The following is a 20205-nucleotide window of genomic DNA, read 5'->3' as shown; positions in this document are numbered from 1 at the left end:
GAATCCTTCGGCGTGGTCCGGCGGGGAGGCCCGTCGGCGTGGTCTGCCACGAGGTCCGCCGACGAGACCGTCGGCGAGGTCCGCGGGCGGGGGCCGCCCGCCAACACGGACGGGCAGCAGACGAACCCAACCTAGCCAGGCCGCTCCGAAGGATCCACCCGTTATCTCCGCAAACGCCCCGCAAACGCCCCGCGATTTCGCTGCCGGCCCGGTCAGCCCGGCAGCGGCGGGAGTTCGGGCCGCTGCAGCCAGGCCTCGAAGACCGGGGCCAGCGGGGCGGCCGCGTACCGGGAGGCGTGCGCGAGCAGGTCGGCGGTGCCGACGACGCCGTGCCGGTGGATGCTCGTCCAGTCCCGCAGCATCGCGAAGAAGGCGTCCTCGCCCAGCGCCCGCCGCAGCGCGTGCACGGCGAGGCCGCCGCGCTGGTACAGCCGGTCGTCGAACATCAGCCTGCGGCCCGGGTCGGCGAGCCTGAGGTCCTGCGGGAGCCCGGCCAGCAGTCCGTGCGCGGCGGCGGCGTGGGTGGCCGCGGCCGGGCCGCCGGCGTGCTCGGACCACAGCCACTCGGCGTACTTGGCGAAGCCCTCGTTGAGCCAGATGTGCCGCCAGTCGGCGATCGTCACGCTGTTGCCGAACCACTGGTGCGACAGCTCGTGGGCGATCAGCCGCTCGCGCTCCCAGCCGCCGCCGAGGTGGTTCGTCCCGAAGGTGGCGACGCCCTGGGCCTCCACGGGGACGTCCAGTTCCTCGTCCGCGACGACCACCGCGTACTCGCCGAACGGGTACGGCCCGAACACCTCGCCGAAGTACGCCATCATCTCCGGCTGCCGCCCGAAGTCCCGGGTGAACGCGGGGACCAGCCGCTCCGGCACGTAGCCGGTCTGCGGCACGGCCGGGCGGGCCGCCAGCGGCACCGGCCGGTAGTGGCCGATCGACACCGTCACCAGGTACGGCGAGGTCGGCGCGCTCTGCTCGTACACCCAGGTGGTGCTGGACGCCCGGGCGGTGCGGGTCAGCAGCCGGCCGCTCGCCAGCACGGTGAACGGGGACGGTGTGGTGACCGCGATCTGGTACGTCGCCTTGTCGGCGGGCCGGTCGTTGCACGGGAACCAGGACGGCGCGCCGATCGGCTGGCTGGCGACCAGCGAGCCGTCGGTCAGCTCCTCCCAGCCCAGGCCGCCCCACGGGCTGCGCACCGGACGGGGGTTGCCGGTGTAGTGCACCTCGACGGTGAACGCCGCCCCCGCCGCCAGTGCCCTGGCCGGACGGATCCGCAGCTTGCCGGCGCGGTGGGTGTAACGGGCGGCCTTGCCGTCGACCAGCACCCGCCCGATCCGGAACTCGGCCAGGTCCAGCGCGAACTCGGCCAGCGCCGCGTCCGCCACGGCGCTCAGCCGGGCCGAGGCCGCCAGCCGGTTCGGCCCGGGCCGGTAGTCCAGCACGAGCTCGTAGCGGTGGACCCGGTAGCGGTGGTCGCCGCTGGCCGGGAAGTACGGGTCGGGGGCGCCGGCGGCCGCCGGGACGTGCTTGGGCTTCACGGGGGCGGGCACTTCCTGCGGGCCGGGACGGGTGGTCATGACGTGGGCTGCCACGCCTCGATGGGGTTGCCCAGCCACCGCGTGTCGGCGGGGACGGACTCGGCGCGCATCACCAGCGAGGCCGGGCCCAGCGTGCTGCGCGCGCCCACCGTGCTGCCGGGCAGCACGATGCCGCCCGGGCCCAGGGTGGCGCCCTCGCGGAGGACCACAGTATCCATCCGCATGATCCGGTCGTGGAAGAGGTGCGTCTGCACCACGCAGCCCCGGTTGACGGTGACGCCGTCCCCGAGGGTGACCAGGTCCGCCTCCGGCAGCCAGTAGCTCTCGCACCAGACGCCGCGGCCGACCCGCGCGCCGAGCGCCCGCAGCCAGAGGTTCAGCACCGGCGTGCCCGGCACCGCGCCGACCAACCACGGCACCGCCAGCACCTCGACGAAGGTGTCCGCGAGCTCGTTGCGCCACACGAAGCTGCTCCACAGCGGGTGCTCCACCGCCCGGAACCGGCCGACCAGCAGCCACTTCGCCGCCACCGCGACCAGGCAGGCCACCGCGCCGGCGCCCAGCAGCACCAGGCCCGAGAGCAGCGCGGCCACGCCCGCCGACCAGGAGACGGACAGCCGGGACAGCACCGCGACGGTCAGCACGCCGAGCGCCCCCGAGGCGAGCACCGGCAGCAGCCGGGCCAGCTCGACCAGCCCGCGCGCCCAGAGCAGCCGGGCCGGCGGCTCGTAGGTCAGGCTCTGGTCGGCCTCGTCCGCCGCGCGCGGCAGCCGCATCGGCGGCATGCCCAGGTAGGAGCCGCCCTTCTTGGCCTTCTCGGGCGTCGCCGACAGCACGCCCACCAGGCCCCGCTTGGGCACCGCCCGCCCCGGCGCGGTCATTCCCGAGTTCCCGAGGAACGCCCGCTCGCCGACCTTCGCCTCGCCGAGCCGCACCCAGCCGCCGCCCAGCTCGTACGGCGCGATCAGGGTGTCGTCGGCCAGGAACGCGCCGTCGCCGACGGTGGTCAGGCTGGGCAGCGCCAGCACCGTGGACACCTCCGCGCCCCGGCCGACCCTCATCCCGAGCGCCCGCAGCCACAGCGGCGTGACCAGCCCCGCGTACAGCGGGAAGAGCACCTCCCGGGCCCGGTCCATCAGCTGGGTGACGGTCCACGCCTGCCAGCCGACCCGGCCGTGCAGCGGGTGCACCCCGGGGACCAGACCGCGGCTCAGCAACCGGACGGCGGTCACCAGCTGCGCCGCGTACACCGCGCCGTACGCCAGGGTGGCGGGCAGCAGGCCGAGCAGCGCGCCGCCGAGCGCCGCGCCGAGGTCGTCGCCCTGGTGGACGAAACCGGCGAGGACCGCGAGCGCGGCCAGCGCGGGCGCCACCGGGAGCAGGCCGAGCGCCGTGCCGCTGGCACCGTAGAGCGCGGCCCAGAAGACCCGGTGGGGCGGGCGCTCCTTGGGCCACGCCCGCTCGACGCGGCCCAGCTTGACGGCGGGCGCGCCGCCCCAGCGCTGCCCGGTCGGCACGTGCCCGGTGACGCTGGAGCCGGGCAGTACCTGGGCGCGCTTGCCGACCCGGGCGCCGGGCAGCAGGGTCGAGCGGGTGCCGACCACGGCGCCGGAGCCGACCTTGACCTGGCCGACCTCCAGCCGGTCGCCGTCCAGCCAGTAGCCGCACAGGTCCACCTCGGCCTCGACGGCGCAGCCCCGGCCCAGCTTCAGCATCCCGGTGACCGGCGGCAGCGAGTGCAGGTCGACCTCGGGCCCGACCTTGGCACCCAGCGCCCGGGCGTAGCGGACCAGCCAGGCGCCGGACAGCGCGGTGGCGCCGCTGAGCTCGGAGAGCCGCTCGGCGGTCCAGAGCCGCAGGTGGACGGCGCCGCCGCGTGGATGGCTGCCCGGGCGCAGGCCGCGCAGCAGCAGCCGGGCGCCGCCGGCCGCGATCGCCAGCCGGCCCGCCGGGGTGTACAGCGCCAGGGCGCCCGCGCCGACCGCCCACCAGGAGGCGGTGGGCGCCCACGGGTAGTCGCCGAGGTGGGAGAGCAGGTTGCCGGCCGCCAGCAGGGCGACCGTCCAGCGCAGGCCGACCACGGTGAACAGCGGGATCAGCAGGAGCAGCTGGAGCAGCTTGGCCCGGGTCGGCACCAGGGCGATGGTGCGGGCCTGGCCGCCCTGGGCGGCGGTGCGCTCCAGGTGCCGGGCGAGCTTGCGCAGCGTCGGGTGCTGGTAGACGTCCAGCACGGCGGCGTTCGGATAGCGGGTGCGCAGCAGCGTGGTGAGCCGGGCGGCGGCCAGGCTGCCGCCGCCGATGCCGAAGAAGTCGTCGCGCGGGCCGCTCACCGTCACACCGAGGATCTCGGCCCACTGCTCGGCCAGCCAGGCCTCGGTGCCGTACAACTGCTCGCTCGGCCCGGCGTTCTCCAGCTCGGGCAGCGGCCAGGGCAGGGCGGCCCGGTCGACCTTGCCGGAGGTGCGGGTGGGCAGGGTGTCGACCGGCGCGAGCAGCGGCACCAGGGCGGCCGGCAACTCGGCGCGCAGCTTCTCGACGGCCTGCTCGCGGTCGAAGCCGTCCTGGACGACCAGGTAGCCGACCAGCAGCTGGTTGCCGCCGCGCGCGGTGCGGACGGCGGCGGCCGCGCCCGCCACGCCGGGCAGGGCCTGGAGCGCCGCGTCGACCTCGCCGAGTTCGATCCGGCGGCCGCCGAGCTTGATCTGCTCGTCGGTGCGGCCGAGGAACAGCAGGCCGGCCGGGTCGGCCTGGACCAGGTCGCCGCTGCGGTACGCCCGCTCCCAGCCGAGCGAGGCCAGCGGCGCGTACTTCTCGGCGTCCTTCTCCGGGTCGAGGTAGCGGGCCAGGCCGACCCCGCCGATCACCAGCTGGCCGGTACCGCCGGCCGCGACCGGCTCGCCGGTCTCGTCGACCACGGCGAGGTCCCAGCCGTCCAGCGGCAGGCCGATCCGGACCGGGCCGTCGCCGGTCAGCAGCGCGGCGCAGGCGACCACGGTGGCCTCGGTGGGGCCGTAGGTGTTCCAGACCTCGCGGCCCTCGGTGACCAGCCGCTGCACCAGCTCCGGTGGGCAGGCCTCGCCGCCGAAGATCAGCAGCCGCACCTCGTTGAGCGCCTCGGCCGGCCAGAGCGCGGCCAGCGTCGGGACGGTGGAGACCACGGTGATCTCCTGCTCCGCCAGCCAGGGGCCGAGGTCGGCGCCGCTGCGCACCTGGGAGCGGGGGACGGGCACCAGGCAGGCGCCGTGGCGCCAGGCCAGCCACATCTCCTCGCAGGAGGCGTCGAAGGCCACCGACAGGCCGGCCATCACGCGGTCGCCGGGGCCGATCGGCTCGTCCTGGAGGAAGAGCGCCGCCTCGGCGTCGACGAAGGCGGCGGCGTTGCGGTGGGTGACGGCCACGCCCTTGGGGCGGCCGGTGGAGCCGGAGGTGAAGATGATCCAGGCGTCGTCGGCCGGCGTCGGGCAGGGGCGGTGGTCCGCGGCCGCCTCGCCGGGGTCGGCGACCGGGCGTTCGCGGTGGACGGTCAGCGCGCGGTCGGCGCCGAGCGACGCGGCGACGCCGGCCTCCCCGAAGACCAGCTGGGCGCGCTCGTCCGGGTCCTCTGCGTCGACCGGCACGTAGGCGGCGCCGGCGGCGAGCACGGCGAGGATCGAGACGTACAGGTCGTTGGTGCCCGAGGGGACCCGCACGCCCACCCGGTCGTCCGGGCCGATCCCGGCGGCGGCCAGCCGGCGGCGCAGCTGCTCGACCTCGGCGGCCAGGGCGCGGTAGCTGAGCACGGTGCGCCCGTCGTCCAGGGCGGGTTCGTCGGGGTGGGCGCGGACGGTGGCGTCCAGGACGTCGACCAGGGTGCGCGGTGCGGCGGCCGGACGGCCCGGGAAGAGGGCCTGCGGCGGTGGGGCCTGTGGCGGTGGGGCCTGTGGCGGCGTGGCGTGGGGCGGCTTGGCGGACTGCTCCGTGCTCGGTTCAGCTGTCATGGCAGCCCGTACGCTCCTCGTCCTCGCCCCGTTCCGACTGATGCCCGGCCCTTCGGGGCGGTGGGAGCACTCGCCTGACCGGGTGACCCCACTCCGGGGCCGGAGCGGACAACCCGACTGATGGTAGCCCCGGCCGCGAGGCGCCGTACGGCCCGACACTTGGCTCAACTAGGCCGGAAATGGCCCGAGCTGACGTTGAGTCAGTCAACAACTGGGTGGGCCCGGAAGTCATGTGACTGGATGTCAGTCGAATTGACGGATCGTCAGGCCTAATTCTCGATCGTGATCCACGCCACAGCGAATGCTGCTCCCTTCGGGTGGCGGGCCCGGCTTCCCGGCCCGGTTCCGGCCCGGCCGCCGGGCCCGCCAAGGTGTCGGAGCGCTGTCCGAGAGGCGCCGGAGAGAGACCCGAATGGCGCCCGGATGGTGTCAGGACGGTCGGCGGAAGCGGTGCAGGTGCTCCTGGAGGAACGCCTCCAGGGTGCGCGGGGCGCGCCCGGTGAGGTGGGCGAGGGTGTCGTCGGGCGCCTCCCGGCGGACCACCGCGAGCTGCTGGATCTCCACCACGTGGGAGGCCAGCCAGGGCGGCATCCCGGCCCGCTCGACCAAGTGGGCGTGCAGCCCGGCCGGGGGCAGGTCGAGGTAGCGGACCGGGCGGCCGAGCAGCTCGCCGAGCAGCCCGGTGAGCTCCGGGTAGCTGTACGCCCGGCCGCCGGTGAGCGGATACGTTCCGCCGGCGAGCTCCGGGCGGGTGAGCACCTCGGCCGCGGCGTCGCCGATGTCCCGGGCGTCGACGTAGTTGCAGCGGGCCTGGCCCATGGCGCCGTGCACCACCCCGGCGGCGGCGATGCCGGGGGCCAGCAGCAGCAGCTTCTGCATGAACGCGTACGGCCGCAGCACCGTCGCGGTGACGCCGGACGCGCGCAGGCGCTCCTCGACCAGGTGGTGGCCGCGCGAGACGGCCACGGGGGAGTCCGGTTCGGCTGCGGGTGCGGAGATCTTGACGATGTGCTCCACGCCGCTCTCGACCGCCGCGTCGATCGCGGCCAGCTCGTGCTGGACCTGGTGCGGGCCGTTGGCCATGGTGAGGAAGAGCTGGTGCGCGCCACGGAAGGCTTCGCGCAGGGAGTTCGGGTCGGCGGCGTCGGCCGGGAGCGTCTCGGTCAGTGCGAGGGTCCGGTCGTCGAGGCCGGCCGCGAGGCGGGCGGGGTCGCGGCTGAGTGCGCGGCTCGGTGCACCGAGGGCGGCGAGGCCGCGCAGGGTGGCACCGCCGGTGGCGCCTCCGGCGCCCATGACGACGATCATGAGGTCTGTCCTTCCGGTCGGGTGGAGAGTCGGTGCTGCGGGGATCGGGTCCGGCGGCTGCCGCGCCAGCGCCAGGTGATCACGGTGGCCGCGATCGCCGACGAGACCGGCAGGTCGATCGGAAGGCGGCCGGGCCAGGGGCTGGTGGCGAGCCCGTGGATCTGTGGCAGCCAGTGCGCGGCCGCGAGGCCGACGGCGAGTGCGACGGCCGCGGCGGCCAGGCCGAGTGCGGGGGCCAGCAGGGCGTGCGGTGCCCGGCCGCCCGGGGGGCGGTCGGGTCGGCGTCGCAGGGCGGAGCCGACCAGGGTGGCGACGACGGCCGAGGTGCCGCCGATCGTGGTGGCCGCGGCGATCATCAGCTGCGGCTGGTGCGTGACGGCCCCGCCGATGCCGGCCATCACGGCGGGCATCGCGTAGGCGACGAGGACCTCCCGCCACAGGGTGAAGGGGGGCGGTGCACCGGGTGCTTTCTTGCTCATGGGCTTCTCCTGCGGAGGTGCTGGGGTGAAGTGATTAGGTGGCTAACTATTAGTGCTTAGGTGCCTAACTATTGGGCCGTGAAGTCGGCGGGCCGCCTTGCGCGGCCCGCCGTTCTCGGCCGGGTCAGTCCGCGGTCAGCGCGTCGGCACCCTCGACCACCCTGGCCAGGAGGTCGAGGAAGGTGGCGCGCTCCTCGACCGAGAGCCCGCCGACCAGTGCCTGCATCCGGGCGAAGTGCTCGGGCGCCAGATCGCGCAGCCGCTGCGCGCCGCGTGCGGTGAGGACCACCACGTTGGCGCGGCCGTCCTCGGCGGACGGGCGGCGGACCACCAGGCCCTCCTGCTCCAGGCCGTCCACCAGGCCGGTCACGGTCGCCCGCGAGACGCCGAGGCCGGCCGCGAGCTGGGAGGGCGACTTCTCGCCGCCGTGGTCCTCCAGGTCGGCCAGCAGTCGGTAGCGGCCGGTGGAGAGCCCGAACCGGGCGAAGTGCACCTCCCCGGCCTGGCCGATCCGGGCGCCCGCCGCCATCAGCCGGGCCGCGACCAGGATCGCCTGCGGGTCGGCCGTGAGGCCGTAGCGGGCGATCTGGCGGCGCGCCTGGTCGAGAGTGGGGGCGCCGCTTCCGGCGTCGGGGCGTTGCGTCATGAAAGTAATATGGCGCCTCATCAGTTTCCCGGTCAAGTCGATGGCCCGCACCGACCGGTTCCCGGACGGTGCGGGCCGCGGTGACGCCGTCCCCTCCGGGGCCGAGGGTGGCCGGGCGGTGCGCCCAGGGCGAGTCTCGTCGTTCCCGGCGTCGCGCGCCCGGCGGGAACGGCGGGACACGTCCTACGCGGCGCGGCGCGCGCCGCCGTCCGCACCTTCCTGGCCGACCAGGGTGTGCCCGACCCCGACGGGCGGACCGCCACCCTGCTGGCCTGCGTCGACGGACTGGTCTTCGACCGGCTGGTGGGCGGCGGGGAAGCCCGCCTGGACGAGGTCCAGGGGCTGGTGGCGGCTGCGCTGCGCGGGGCGGCCGGACGGTAGGGCGTTTCTTCGAACTCCCGTCGCTTGGCGGCAGTTTGAAACGGAACCCCCGGCGGGGTGTGGCGGCCTCGCCGCACGAAATGCCGTAGGGCGGCGCTCCGGCGGCCCGGATGCGGCGGTGGCCGGGGTGGGGGCTCGATGGTGACGGGCGATCAGGTCAATCAACCGTCAAGTTGGTTCATTCACAGAATAATCCGGTCGCAAAGTGGACGGCATCGAAACATTTACGCTGCTTCCAGGTCTTCACATGGAGATCTCAGACTGACAGGCTGGGGCCGCCCTTTCAGTACTGAGGAGGTTCCTTGTCCCGTATATCCACGCTGGCCGGAGCGGTCACCTGCGCCCTCGCCCTCGTCACCGGTAGTGCTGTCGCGGCATCGGCAGCGCCGATAGACCTGGCGCCGGGTGCGGCGGCCGAGGCGAAGGTCCCCGCTGTCAACTGGACCCCGTGCAACCCCGACCCGAGCAAGCCGGACCCAGGTATCTACGACTGTGCCGTGTACCCGGTGCCGCTGGACTATGACAACCCGTCGGGTGAGAAGATCGGCATCGCCATGATGCGCCGGCGGGCGAGCGACCCGTCCAAGCGGATCGGCTCGCTGTTCCTCAACCCGGGCGGCCCGGGTGGTAGCGGCTACCTGTGGGCGACCACCACCCGGTTCGGTACCGAGGTGCAGTCGCGCTTCGACCTGGTCGGTTTCGACCCCCGTGGCGTGGCCCGGAGCAACCCGCTCAAGTGCTTCAAGACCCAGGAGGACGCCGACGCGGTCAACGGCCGCATGGTCGGGGTGCCGGTCACCAAGGCCGAGATCAACGAGACGCTGGACGCGGACCAGGACTACACCGACGCGTGCAGCAAGAACGCCGGCCCGCTGATCGAGCACATGTCGACCATCAACGTGGTCCGCGACCTCGACCGGATGCGCCGCGCCGTCGGCGACTCCCAGCTCAACTTCGCCGGGTTCTCCTACGGCACCCTGATCGGCGCGACCTACGCCGGGATGTACCCGAACAAGGTGCGCACGATCATCGTCGACGGCAACGTCGACCCGAACCTGCGCCTGCACGACGGCCTGGAGTACGACCGTCAGCGGGCGGGCGGCTTCGAGCTGGCCCTGGACGAGTTCCTGAAGCGCTGCCAGGCCGCCGGCGCCCCGCGCTGCGCCTTCGGCGAGGGCGACACCCGGGCCAAGTTCGACCAGCTCCGCGACCACCTGCGGACCAGCCCGGTCACCCTGCCGAACGGCTCCCAGGTGACGCTGAGCACCTTCACCAGCGAGGTGGCCAGCGCGCTGTACTCGCAGGCCAAGCTGGCGCCGCTGGCCAAGTCGCTGCAGGCGACGTACCAGCTCGTCCAGAAGCCGGCCGCGAACACGCTGATGGCGCCGAAGGCGACCGTCTCGGACGACGACGCCAACATCCTCGCGGTGAACGCCCCGCGGGCGCTGCGCGAGGCCCCGGCCGACTCCGAGTACACCGCCGACGACTCCTACATGGGCGTCAACTGCCAGGACAAGCCGTACCCGTCGAACGACCGGGTCTTCCCGAACGTCGCCAAGGCCTGGGAGAAGGAGTCGCCGACCTTCGGCCGCTACCAGGCCTTCGACGCGCCCGCCTGCGCGAGCTGGCCGGCCCCGGCCCGGGACGCCGAGCGCTTCAGCGGCCCGTGGAACAAGAAGACCTCGAACACCGTCATGGTGATCGGCAACCTCTACGACCCGGCCACCCAGTACAAGTTCGCCCAGCGGATGCAGCAGCAGCTGGGCAACGCCGTGCTGGTCAGCGTGGACTCGATCGAGCACTGCGCCGTCGGCCGCAGCCAGGCGCTGAACGCACTGGTCACCCGCTACCTGGTCGACGGCACCGCGCCGAAGCCCGGCCAGCTGCTGAAGCCGGACGCGGCGATCTTCCCGGCGGCCTGACGGGGCTGAGCGGCCTGACGGGGCCGAGCGGTCGGCCGGTGCCGGCCCGCGCGGCCCGCAAGGCCCGCCCGGCAGGACTGGCCGCGCGGCCCCCGGAGGTCTGAGGTACGTGTGAACGGATGTGGTGGTCGGCGGCGCCGGCCACCACATCCGCGTTTTCCGGCCGAGCCCCCGGAGGGCGGCGTGAACGCGGACGGCCGTGCGAACGCGGATGACGGCGCGAACCGGAAATGCGGCGTGAACGCGGCGGTGGATCGCCATCCGGCCCTCCTCGGAAACGAGTTCTTCTCGGATTCTTCTCGGATGTCGGGGACCGTAGCCGATACCACTGACACTGATAGTTCAATCGGCCGCCGGGCCCGCAGCGGCCTGGGACCTGCGCTGATTCGTCCAAAATGACGTACTGTCACACTAGTTCGTTAAAGGATTCCCACCCTCGAATACCTGTGTTAGCGTGCCGCCGCCAGCTTCTCTCATCGCCGAGAAAGTGAGGTCGGGCCATGGAGGGCGCATTCTCCCGACGGGGATTCCTGGGCACCGCCGGTGCGGCGGCGGCCGGGGTGTCCGGCGGCTCGACGGGCACGGCGGCCGCGGCCGGGGCGCGCCGGGAGCCGCCGGAGGGGCGGTCGGTCCGGCCGGGCGATCCCCGCTACCGGACGCTCGGCCAGGGCTTCAACCAGCGCTGGCGCAGCAGCCCCGCCCACATCCGCCTGGTGGCCGACGAGGCCGACGCCGTGGGCGAGTTGAACCGGGCGCTGGTCCACGGGATGCGGCCGACCGTCCGCGGCGGCGGGCACTGCTACGAGGGCTTCGTCGACAACGACGGGGGCGTCATCCTCGACCTCGGCATGATGCGGGGTGTCGCCGCCGCCACGGACAAGTTCGGCCGTCCGACGTACTGCGTGGAGGGCGGGGCCACCAACTGGGACGTCTACACCACGCTCTTCCGCGCGTACGCGGTGACGCTGCCGGCCGGGTCCTGCTACTCGGTCGGCGCGGGCGGGCACATCTGCGGCGGCGGGTTCGGCCTGCTCTCGCGGCGGCACGGGCTCACCGTGGACCACCTGGTCCAGGTCGACGTGGTCACCGTGCGGGGCGGCACCGCCGTGGTGACCAGGGCGCACCGCGACGACGGCGAGGGCTCCCCGGAGGCGGACCTCTTCTGGGCCCACACCGGGGGCGGCGGCGGGAACTTCGGGGTGGTGCTGCGCTACCACTTCGCGGTCGGCGTGCCGAAGCCGCCGCCCCGGGTCTGGCTCAGCAGCGTCGCCTGGCCCTGGGGCGAACTGGTGGAGCGGCCCGGCGACTTCGAGACCCTGGTGCGTAACTTCGGCGCCTTCATGGCCGAGCACAGCGGCCCGCGGGAGCCGACCTACCAGGGCCTGTTCGCGATCCTCAAGCTCACCCACCGCTCCAACGGGAACGTCGTCCTGGTGAGCCAGTGGGACGGTGACGACCCGGGGCCGCTCGACGCGTTCCTGGCGGCCGTCGAGCGCGGGATGGCGACGCGGTCGGTGGTCCAGACCCACAGCGCCGGCGGGCTGTTCCTGCCCTACCCGGAGAAGCGTCGCCAACTGCCCTGGTTCCAGGCCACCATGACGCTCAACCCGTCGGGCGACAACCAGCGCGGCAAGTACAAGTCGGCCTACCACCGCGAGCCGTTCAGCCGGGCCCAGATCGCCACCTTCTGGGACTGGCTGGTGCGGGACGTCGAGGGCGTGGACCTCACGAAGACGCTGGTGCAGATCGACTCCTACGGCTGCCGGATCAACGCCCGCGGGCCCGAGGAGACCGCCGTCCCCCAGCGCGACTCGATCATGAAGCTCCAGTACCAGACGTACTGGACCGACGAGGCCCAGGACGCCGACCACCTGGCGTACCTCGGCGGGCTCTACCGGGACGTCTACCGGGAGACCGGCGGTGTCCCGGAGATCGACACCGCGACGGACGGCGCCTACGTCAACTACCCGGACGTCGACCTGGGCACGGCCGACCAGCCGGACCCGGCCTACCAGCGGCTCTACTACAAGGGGAACTACCCGCGGCTGCAGCGCACCAAGGCGTACTGGGACGGCGCGGAGGTGTTCCACCACGCTCAGTCGATCACCCTCCCCGGGGCCTGACCGGGAGGGGCCCGCCACCGGATGCGCGAGCCGCCGTAGGGGCGCAGGGTCGAGGTATGAGCGGAGTGGTCGTGCTGGTCGAGCTGGAGCCGTCCACCGAGGTGCTGGACGCGGGCGAGGTCGACGTGGGCGCGCGGATTCGCTGGGTGCACGCGGCGCCGCCGGATCCGGACGTGCCGGAGGATCCGGGGCCGGCGACCTTCTGCGGCCTCGACACGGCGGACCTCGAACGGGAGCCCTACCGCCCGGCCGGGCCCGGCGAGCCGTGGTACCCGCCGTCCCAGCGCACCCGGCGGTGCCGAGCCTGCGAGGCGGTGCTCAAGGCACCCTGAACGGGCTCGCGGAGCGCGTCCGGTTCCATCGGTCGCGCCGCCGGGGTGCGCCGGCCCGCCTGTCCGGACAGGACCGCCCGAGTGGACAGGACCGCCCGAGTGGACAGGCCGGACGGGCCGGCGCACCCCGGGCCACCCCTACGCGGCCGGCTTCGCCGCCTCCTCGACGATCCGCCCGTCACGCAGCTCGATCACCCGGTCGGCGAGTTCCATCAGCGTCGGGTCGTGGGTGGCGACCACCACGGTGACGCCCTCGCTGCGGACGACGGCGCGCAGCAGCTGCATGATCGAGCGGCCGGTCTCCGAGTCCAGCTGGCCGGTCGGCTCGTCGGCGATGATCAGGCCGGGCTCGTTGGCCAGCGCGCGGGCGATGGCGACGCGCTGCTGCTGGCCGCCGGAGAGCTCGCCGGGCCGCTGGTTGGCCTGGTCGGCGAGGCCGACGAGGGCCAGCAGGGTGTGCGCGCGCTCCTCGCGTTCGGCGGCCGAGACCTTGCGTAGCCGCATCGGCACGCCGACGTTCTCGGCGGCGGTGAGCATCGGGATCAGCCCGAAGGACTGGAAGACGAAGCCGATCCGCTCCCGCCGCAGGGCGAGCCGGCCGTCCTCGTCCAGTTCGGCGAGGTCGGTGCCGTCCAGGGCGATGCTGCCGGCGGTCGGGGCGTCCAGGCCGCCGACCAGGTTGAGCAGGGTGGTCTTGCCGGAGCCGGACCGGCCCTTGAGCGCGGCGAGTTCGCCGCGGCCGACGGTGAAGGAGACGCCGCGCAGCGCGTGCACGGTCCGCTCGCCGGTGCCGAAGCTGCGCCGGAGGTCGGTCACGGCCACCATCGGGGCGTTGGTGGTGGCGGTGGCCTGAGGCTGCGTCATTGAGGCTTCCCCCTGTGTGTGTCTACCCAGTGTCTACGGACGGGCGGCGCCACGGGTTCACGGTTTCGGGCGGCGATTTCCGGGGTGCGGGTCGGCGTTCCCAAAGGCGTGCTGTGGAGCCTGAGTTATGAAATGTTCATGGCATTCTGGCGGGCGCCCGAAGTGTGGGTGCTGCCAATGCAAGGAATTTGCTCATTACTTACTTGTTAGCGCAAGTCCCTTCCGTTCCTGGATCGAATCTGACAGAGTCGTCCGCTATCCGGTGATCAAATGCCGGTGATCATTGCGTTGATGTGCCCTAAGTGTGTCCATTCGTGGCCGAGTTGTGACCGAATCGGATCGATGAACGGGGCTGGGACGCGGCCTGGGGACGTAAAGACCGGGGAGGAACTTGATGCTCGGCTTCGTCGTGCGCCGACTGCGCGGGCGACTGCCGCTGGCTGCCGCCGTGCTGCTCGCTGTACTGATCACCACGGCCGTGCTGACCGCGCTGGTGGCGTTCAACCGCAGTGTCGGCGAGGCCGGTCTGCGGCAGGCGCTCCAGGGGCCAGGACATGCTCGGACCACGGTCGTGGTGACCGCCGAACACGGGCTCGACCAGCGTGCGAAGGACGAGGCGGAGCTCGCCGCCTACCGCGGCAGGCTCTTCGGGGACCTGCCCGTGCGCACCGACAGCCTGCTGCGCAGCCGCTCCTACGGCCTGCCGGACGGTGCCGGCACTACTGGCGCCACCGGTACCAACGGCGCCACCAGCACCAGCGGCGCCCCCGGGTCCGCGGTCCCCGGAACCGGGACCCAGCCCGACCTGACGGTCCTCGCCGACCTCGACCGCGACCGGACCCGCCTGCTCGCCGGCGCGTGGCCCGCCGCGGCCTCCGGCCCGGTCCAGGCCACCGCCCCGCAGGTCGCCGTCCCGCAGACCATGCTGGCGCGGCTCGGCCTCACCGACCAGGCCCTGCCCGCCGATGTTCAGGTGGCGGACCGCCTCGGCGGCAAGTCGCTGACCGTCCGCGTCACCGGCGTCTACCGGGCCGTCGACCCGACCGACGCGTACTGGCGCATCGACCCGGTCGGCGGCCACGAGGTCGAGGTCAGCGGCTTCACCACCTACGGCCCGATGCTGGTCGACCAGAGCGCCTTCACCACCGGCGGGTTGGTGCAGAGCAGCCGCAGCTGGCTGCTCGACGCCGACTTCGCGGGCATCGGTCGCTCCGCGGCGGAGGCCATGGGCGACCGCGCCCAGGGCCTCGCCGACGACCTGCAGACCCGCGCGAGCATCAGCTCGCGGACCGAACTGCCAGACATCCTGCGCGAGTTGTCCTCCAGCATGATGGTCGCCCGGACCACCCTGCTGATCGGCGCCCTCCAGCTGGCCGTGCTCGCCGTCGCGGCGCTGCTGCTGGTCGTCAACCTGATCGCGACCCGGCAGACGGCCGAGAACGAGCTGCTCGCCGCCCGCGGCGCCTCCGGCGCCCGGCTCGGCGCCTTCACCGCGACGGAGTCGCTGCTGCTCGCCCTGCCCGCCGCGCTGCTGGCCCCCCTGATGACTCCGTTCCTGGTCCGCGCCCTGGCCGGCTTCGGGAGCGACCACCAGGTGCCCCTGGACACCGGCATCAGCTGGTCGCTCTGGCCGATCGCCGTGCTCTGCGCGTTCGCCTGCGTCCTGCTGGCCAGCCTGCCCAGCCTCCTGCGCGGCGCCGGAGCCGCTCTGCGCAGCCGCTCCGGCCGCCGCCAGGCCCTGGTCTCCGGCATCGCGCGCAACGGCGGCGACCTCGCCGTCCTCGCCCTGGCCGTGCTCGCCTACCAGCAGCTCAGCCAGTACGGCGGCGGGCTGTCCACCGACTCCTCCGGCCGGCTCGGCGTGGACCTGCTGCTGGTCGCCACCCCGACCCTGGCGCTCTGCGCCGGCACCCTGGTGGTGCTGCGCCTGCTGCCGCTCGCCGCCAGGCTCGGTGCCCGGGTGGCCGCGCGCGGCCGTGGCCTCGGCCCGGCCCTGGTCGGCTGGCAGCTGGCCCGTCGGCCCGCCCGTGCCACCGGCCCCGTGCTGCTGCTGGTGATGGCCGTGGCCACCGGCGTGCTGGCGCTCGGCCAGCACGCCACCTGGACCGCCTCCCAGCGCGACCAGGCCGCCTTCAACACGCTCGGCGGCCTGCGGATCTCCGCCTCGCACAACGCCCTGATGGGCCAGGGCGGCCGCTACGGCGCGCTGCCCGGCGGCGACCGGCTGGTCCCGTTGGTGCGCGAGGAGCAGTCCCTGCCCAACGGCAAGGGGCAACTGCTCGCCGTGGACGCCGCCGCCTTCGCCGAGCGCGTCCCGGTCCGCTCCGACCTGCTCGGCGGGCGCACCCGCGAGGACCTGTTCGGGTCGCTCGCCCAGCCCGCCCCCACCGGGCCGGCCGGCCTGGAACTGCCCGGCCACCCGCTGCGGATCGACGCGGAGGTCACCGTCCAGCAGCCGGAGCAGCAGGCCGGGACGCCCGGCGGCAGGACTGGTCCGTCGCTTCACCCGGAGGCCAGGTTGCTGCTGCGCGACCGCTTCGGCATGATCCACAAGGTCTCGCTGGGCACGCTCCCGCTGACCGGCGACGCCAAGGTCTCGGCCTCGCTGACCACGTTGGTCGACGCCCCGCTCGGCTCGGCCGCCTCGCCGTTGACCGTGGTCGGCGTGATCGTCGCCTTCGGCGACCGGTCCAACGGGGAGCTGACCGTCCACCGGCTGTCCGTCTCCGACAGCGCCGACGGCCCCGCGACCGCCGTCCAGGTGCCGGCCGGCTTCGGCTGGACGGCGACGGCGCCCCCCGTCCGGGCCATCGGCGACGTGGTGCCCGGGCCGGCCGCCGTCCTCGGATCCGAACCGACCGGCGCCGACCGCTTGTTCACCATCCGCTACCGCTTCGCCAACGGCCTCGGGGACATGGCCCGCGCCGTCCTCCAGCCGACCGGGACGAGCGTGCCGGCCACCGTGTCCGGCATCGTCACCCGCGACTACCTGAAGGTCGTCGGCGGCTCCGTCGGCGACACCATCCAGGTGCCGTTCTCCGGGATCGTCCTGCCGGTCAAGATCACCGCCGTGGTCGACGCCCTGCCGGCGGCCGGCCCCAACGCGCTCATGGTCGACCTCTCCACCACGGCCCGGCTGCTGGCCGCACAGGGCGGCGAACTGCCCAACCGCGCCGAGTGGTGGCTGCCCGCCACCGGCCCCGGCGACCGGACCCCCGCCGAGGCCGCCGCCGCGCTGCGCGCCGCCCCCGGCGCCCAGGACGTCCAGCTCTACGAGGAGGCCGTCGAGGACCTGCTCAGCGACCCGGTCGGCGCCGCTCCGCAGAGCGCGCTCATGGTCATCGCGGTCGTCACCGGGGTGCTCGCCGCGATCGGCTTCGGCGCCGCCGTGGCCGCCTCCGCCCGCGAACGCTCCCGGGACTCCGCCCTGCTGCTCGCGCTGGGCGCCCGCCGCAAGCAGGTGACCCGCACCATGGCCGCCGAACAGGCCCTCCTGGTCGCCCTCGGCGGGGCCGTCGGACTGGCCCTCGGCACGCTGCTCGTCCACCTGATCGTGCCGTTCGTCGTGCTGACGCCGGCCGCCCGCCGCCCGACGCCCGGGGCGCTGATCGAGCTGCCGCTCGGCCAGGCGCTACTGCTCACGGCCGCGATCGCCGTCGTTCCCCTGTTGTCGGCCTTCCTGATCGGACGCCGCCGTCGAGACGTGGCCGCCCGGCTGCGCCACGTGGAGGAGATGTGACCACCAAGGCCGGCACCACCGTGCCCACCCCTTCGCCCGCGCCCGCCCACGGCCCCGCGCCCTGGGTCCGCACCCGGCTGCGCGCGACGCCGCTGGCCACCCTGCTCATGGCGGCGCTCGCCTTCGTCACGGTGTTCATGGCGGCGGCCTTCCCCCGCGTCGTCGACCGGGGCGCGGACAGCGCCCTGCGGGACTTCGTGCACCAGAAGGGCGTCAACGCGACCAGCCTGCAAGCCACCTCCGAGCCGAACCTGAGCGACCCGGCCTCCGCCCTCGACGACGTGCAGCAGAAGCTGACCGCGGAGATCGGCCGGAACCTGCCGCTCACCGGGACCAGCCAGCTCTACGGCAGCCGGGCCAAGTCCCCGCGCAAGATGTTCAACGAGGGCTACGCCCGTCTCTCCGACCATCCGCCGGTGCTCGGCCTGCTGTACCTGCACGGGCTCAAGGAGCTCGTGACCCTCACCGACGGCGTCTGGCCGGGCTCCGCGGAGGAGGGCACACCCCTGCCGATGATCGTCAGCCAGAAGGCCGCCGAGACCATCGGCGTCAAGCTCGGTGACGTCGTCGACAACGGCAGCGACCTGACCGGCCGGACCCGGTCCACCGTGGTCGGCTTCTACCGCGTCAACAACCCCACCGACCCGACCTGGGACGACATCGGCTGCCCCGCCCGCGCCTGCCTGGAGGGCCAGGGCACGGAGCTCCACTGGGCGACCACCGGTTTCGTCGGCGACAGCGGCCTGCACCAGCTGATCCTCTGGGGCAACGGCGGCGTGAACTTCTGGCGGCTGCCCGTCGACTCCGGCGCCCTGCGCGCCGACCAACTGGCCGAGACCCGCGCCACCGTCGGCTCCTACCTGGTCGGGCGCGGCGCCACCACCCTCGCCGACGTGACCAAGCGCCCGGACCTGCACGTCACCTCGCTCCTGCCCGACGTCTTCACCCGGGCCACCGCCCGCTACGACGCCGCGGCCCCGCTGGCCGCGATCGGACCGGCCGGAGTGGCGGGGGTGGCCGTCGTGGTGCTGTGCCTCGCGGCGGCCCTCACCGCCGACCGGCGCACCGCCGAACTCCGGCTGCTCCAGGCCCGAGGCGGCTCGCGCGGAGGCATCCTGCTGCGCCTGCTCGGCGAGGGCGCGGCGACCGTGCTGCCCTCCGCCCTGCTCGGAACGGCCCTCGCCCTGGTGCTGCTGCCCACCCCCCGGTGGGGCAACGCCCTGCTCACCGCCCTGGCGGTCACCCTGATCGCCGTGCTGGCCTTCCCGGCGCGCGCCGCCGTACTGCTGTCCCCGCCGAAGGCCGTGGCCGGCTGGCGCCGACTCGTCGGCGAACTCGCCGTCCTGGCCGTCACCGCCGCGGCCGTGGCCGAGGTCCGCCGCCGCGGCGTCGCCCCCGGCAACGGCCTGGACCCGCTGCTGGTGACCGCCCCGCTGATGCTCGCCCTCACCGGCGGCCTGCTGCTGGCCCGGATCCAGCCGCTGGTGGTCGGCTGGCTGGCCGCCCTCGCCGGGCGCGGCCGCGGCCTGATCGGCTTCCTCGGCCTGGCCCGCGCCGCCCGCGACAGCTCGGGCCGCCGCCGGCCCTCCGCGCTGCCGCTGCTCGCCCTGGTGATCGCCGTCACCACGACCGGCTTCGGCGCCACCGTGCTCGACACCGTGGACAGCGTCCGGCTGCGCGCCGGCCGGATCGCCACCGGCGGTGACGTCTCCGTCACCCTGCCGGTCTACGCGACCCTGCCGGAGGCGTTCACCACGGCCGCCGCCGAACTGCCCGGCGTACGGGCCGCGACCGGGGTGTGGGTCGAGCCCGGGGCCTTCTTCACCGGCGCCGACGGCGACTCCACCTCGGCCATCCTCGTGGTGGCCGAGCCGAAGGCCTACGCCGAGATCGCCCGGGCCTCCGGGGTGGGCGAGTTCGACCCGGCGGTGCTCGCCGGCACCCCCGGCGGCCCGGACACCCCGGTGCCGGCACTGTTCAGCAGCGGCCTGTCCAAGCAACTGGCCGGCGGCCCGCCCCGGCTGCGCACGCCCAACGGGGGCCAACTGCGCACCACCGTCGCCGGGATCGTCACCGGCACCCCCGCCCTGCCGGACCCCGGCAAGCCGTTCATGGTGGTGCCTGTCGGGCCCGCCTCCGAGCGCCTTCCGGAGCTCAAGCGGACGAACAAGTGGCTCTCCGCCGGCAACGTCGACGCCGGCCAGGTCAGGAACCTGCTCCTGGACCGGGGCCTGACCACCGCCACGGGCCTCGCCAAGCTGATCCGGGACGAGGCCGTGGCCGCCGGCAAGGGCAGCTACGGGCTGCCCCCCGGGTACACGGTCCGCAGCAGCCACGAGGTGGCCGCCACGCTCGCCGCCGACCCGCTGCAGCGCTCCGCGGAACGCCTGTTCTGGTACTCGGGTGCCGCCGGCGCCGGGTTCGCCCTGCTGGCCGTCCTGCTGACACTGGTCCGGGCCGCCCCCGAGCGCACGGCCCTGCTGGCCCGACTGCGCACCATGGGCCTGCGGCCCCGGCAGGGGCTGGCGCTGATCATCACCGAGACGCTGCCGCAGGCCCTGGTGGCGGCCGTCGGCGGCGGGCTGGTCGCGCTGGCGGCGGTCGGACTGCTCGGGTCGGCCTTCGACCTGTCGGCGCTGGTCGGCGCCAACGTCGGCGACGTGCTGACCCCCGTCCTGCTGCCGGTGCTGCTGCCCACGGCGGGCCTGGCGCTGGTGGTCTGCCTCGGGGTGGTCCTGGAGGCGGCCGTCTCCGGCCGGCGCCAGATCGCCACCGAACTGCGGGCGGGGGACCAGCGGTGAGGGCGGGAGGCGCGGTACGGGCCGTGACACCGGCGCCGGCCGCCGGGACCGTGGGGACCGTCAAGGTCGTCGAGATTTTCAGGACCGTCAGGACCTTC

Annotated in this window: 11 protein-coding genes and 1 pseudogene; 6 read left to right on the top strand and 6 right to left on the bottom strand. The window is 74.2% G+C overall.

The features are described 5' to 3' along the window. Window positions 1–212: 212 nt before the first annotated feature. From ACIO9K_RS12720 to ACIO9K_RS12700, 5 genes are all read right to left on the bottom strand, one after another. Entirely contained in the window at window positions 213–1577 is a 1365-nt protein-coding gene (locus tag ACIO9K_RS12720; protein ID WP_400329595.1) for a M1 family metallopeptidase, read from the bottom strand. Beyond that, complete coding sequence (locus ACIO9K_RS12715) at window positions 1574–5515, bottom strand: Pls/PosA family non-ribosomal peptide synthetase (protein WP_400329161.1); 3942 nt, start codon at window positions 5513–5515, stop codon at window positions 1574–1576. Before ACIO9K_RS12715 ends, ACIO9K_RS12720 begins: the two co-directional genes overlap by 4 nt. A gap of 429 nt (window positions 5516–5944) precedes the next feature. Further along, window positions 5945–6820 (bottom strand): NmrA family NAD(P)-binding protein, encoded by an 876-nt coding sequence (locus tag ACIO9K_RS12710; protein WP_363621823.1) that lies wholly within the window; start codon window positions 6818–6820, stop codon window positions 5945–5947. After that, complete coding sequence (locus ACIO9K_RS12705) at window positions 6817–7299, bottom strand: hypothetical protein (RefSeq protein WP_363621821.1); 483 nt, start codon at window positions 7297–7299, stop codon at window positions 6817–6819. Before ACIO9K_RS12705 ends, ACIO9K_RS12710 begins: the two co-directional genes overlap by 4 nt. A 124-nt stretch (window positions 7300–7423) precedes the next feature. Next, the gene (locus tag ACIO9K_RS12700) at window positions 7424–7945 is read right to left on the bottom strand and encodes a MarR family winged helix-turn-helix transcriptional regulator (protein ID WP_400329156.1); all 522 of its coding nucleotides are present in this window, start codon (window positions 7943–7945) and stop codon (window positions 7424–7426) included. Window positions 7946–8140: 195 nt separating this feature from the next. Here ACIO9K_RS12700 and ACIO9K_RS12695 point away from each other — a divergent pair. The 4 genes and pseudogenes from ACIO9K_RS12695 to ACIO9K_RS12680 all read left to right on the top strand — a co-directional run. Beyond that, window positions 8141–8326 (top strand): annotated as a pseudogene (locus ACIO9K_RS12695) (TetR family transcriptional regulator); the annotation flags it as partial. Window positions 8327–8628: 302 nt separating this feature from the next. Then, on the top strand, window positions 8629–10248 hold the full coding sequence (locus tag ACIO9K_RS12690; RefSeq protein ID WP_400329153.1) for an alpha/beta hydrolase: 1620 nt from the start codon (window positions 8629–8631) through the stop codon (window positions 10246–10248). A gap of 500 nt (window positions 10249–10748) precedes the next feature. Then, window positions 10749–12371, top strand: coding sequence for an FAD-dependent oxidoreductase (locus tag ACIO9K_RS12685; RefSeq protein ID WP_400329150.1), 1623 nt, complete (start codon window positions 10749–10751; stop codon window positions 12369–12371). A gap of 56 nt (window positions 12372–12427) precedes the next feature. Then, window positions 12428–12703 carry a hypothetical protein gene (locus ACIO9K_RS12680; protein WP_400329147.1) on the top strand — a complete coding sequence of 92 codons (276 nt, stop codon included), beginning with the start codon at window positions 12428–12430 and terminating at the stop codon, window positions 12701–12703. Between the two features lie 138 nt (window positions 12704–12841). On the opposite strand, the gene ACIO9K_RS12675 is transcribed toward ACIO9K_RS12680, so the two are convergent. Then, entirely contained in the window at window positions 12842–13567 is a 726-nt protein-coding gene (locus ACIO9K_RS12675; RefSeq protein ID WP_363585575.1) for an ABC transporter ATP-binding protein, read from the bottom strand. A gap of 394 nt (window positions 13568–13961) precedes the next feature. Between ACIO9K_RS12675 and ACIO9K_RS12670 the strand changes: the two genes are divergently transcribed. Together ACIO9K_RS12670 and ACIO9K_RS12665 are read left to right on the top strand one after the other, a co-directional pair. Next, entirely contained in the window at window positions 13962–17306 is a 3345-nt protein-coding gene (locus ACIO9K_RS12670) for an ABC transporter permease (RefSeq protein ID WP_400329144.1), read from the top strand. Continuing rightward, window positions 17303–20107, top strand: a complete 2805-nt coding sequence (locus tag ACIO9K_RS12665) for a hypothetical protein (protein WP_400329141.1) — start codon at window positions 17303–17305, stop codon at window positions 20105–20107. Before ACIO9K_RS12670 ends, ACIO9K_RS12665 begins: the two co-directional genes overlap by 4 nt. Window positions 20108–20205: the final 98 nt, after the last annotated feature.

Origin of the sequence: Kitasatospora sp. NPDC087271 (assembly GCF_044744605.1) — a bacterium.
Taxonomy (GTDB): domain Bacteria; phylum Actinomycetota; class Actinomycetes; order Streptomycetales; family Streptomycetaceae; genus Kitasatospora.
Note: the sequence above shows the minus strand (reverse complement) of the source record. Positions and strands in the feature narration are given on the sequence as shown.

What these genes read in the sequence shown, in the direction of transcription:
- ACIO9K_RS12720 (WP_400329595.1), bottom strand. Translation starts at nt 1,577, where the DNA reads ATGACCACCCGTCCCGGCCCGCAGGAAGTGCCCGCCCCCGTGAAGCCC.
- ACIO9K_RS12715 (WP_400329161.1), bottom strand. Translation starts at nt 5,515, where the DNA reads ATGACAGCTGAACCGAGCACGGAGCAGTCCGCCAAGCCGCCCCACGCC.
- ACIO9K_RS12710 (WP_363621823.1), bottom strand. Translation starts at nt 6,820, where the DNA reads ATGATCGTCGTCATGGGCGCCGGAGGCGCCACCGGCGGTGCCACCCTG.
- ACIO9K_RS12705 (WP_363621821.1), bottom strand. Translation starts at nt 7,299, where the DNA reads ATGAGCAAGAAAGCACCCGGTGCACCGCCCCCCTTCACCCTGTGGCGG.
- ACIO9K_RS12700 (WP_400329156.1), bottom strand. Translation starts at nt 7,945, where the DNA reads ATGACGCAACGCCCCGACGCCGGAAGCGGCGCCCCCACTCTCGACCAG.
- ACIO9K_RS12685 (WP_400329150.1), top strand. Translation starts at nt 10,749, where the DNA reads ATGGAGGGCGCATTCTCCCGACGGGGATTCCTGGGCACCGCCGGTGCG.
- ACIO9K_RS12680 (WP_400329147.1), top strand. Translation starts at nt 12,428, where the DNA reads ATGAGCGGAGTGGTCGTGCTGGTCGAGCTGGAGCCGTCCACCGAGGTG.
- ACIO9K_RS12675 (WP_363585575.1), bottom strand. Translation starts at nt 13,567, where the DNA reads ATGACGCAGCCTCAGGCCACCGCCACCACCAACGCCCCGATGGTGGCC.
- ACIO9K_RS12670 (WP_400329144.1), top strand. Translation starts at nt 13,962, where the DNA reads ATGCTCGGCTTCGTCGTGCGCCGACTGCGCGGGCGACTGCCGCTGGCT.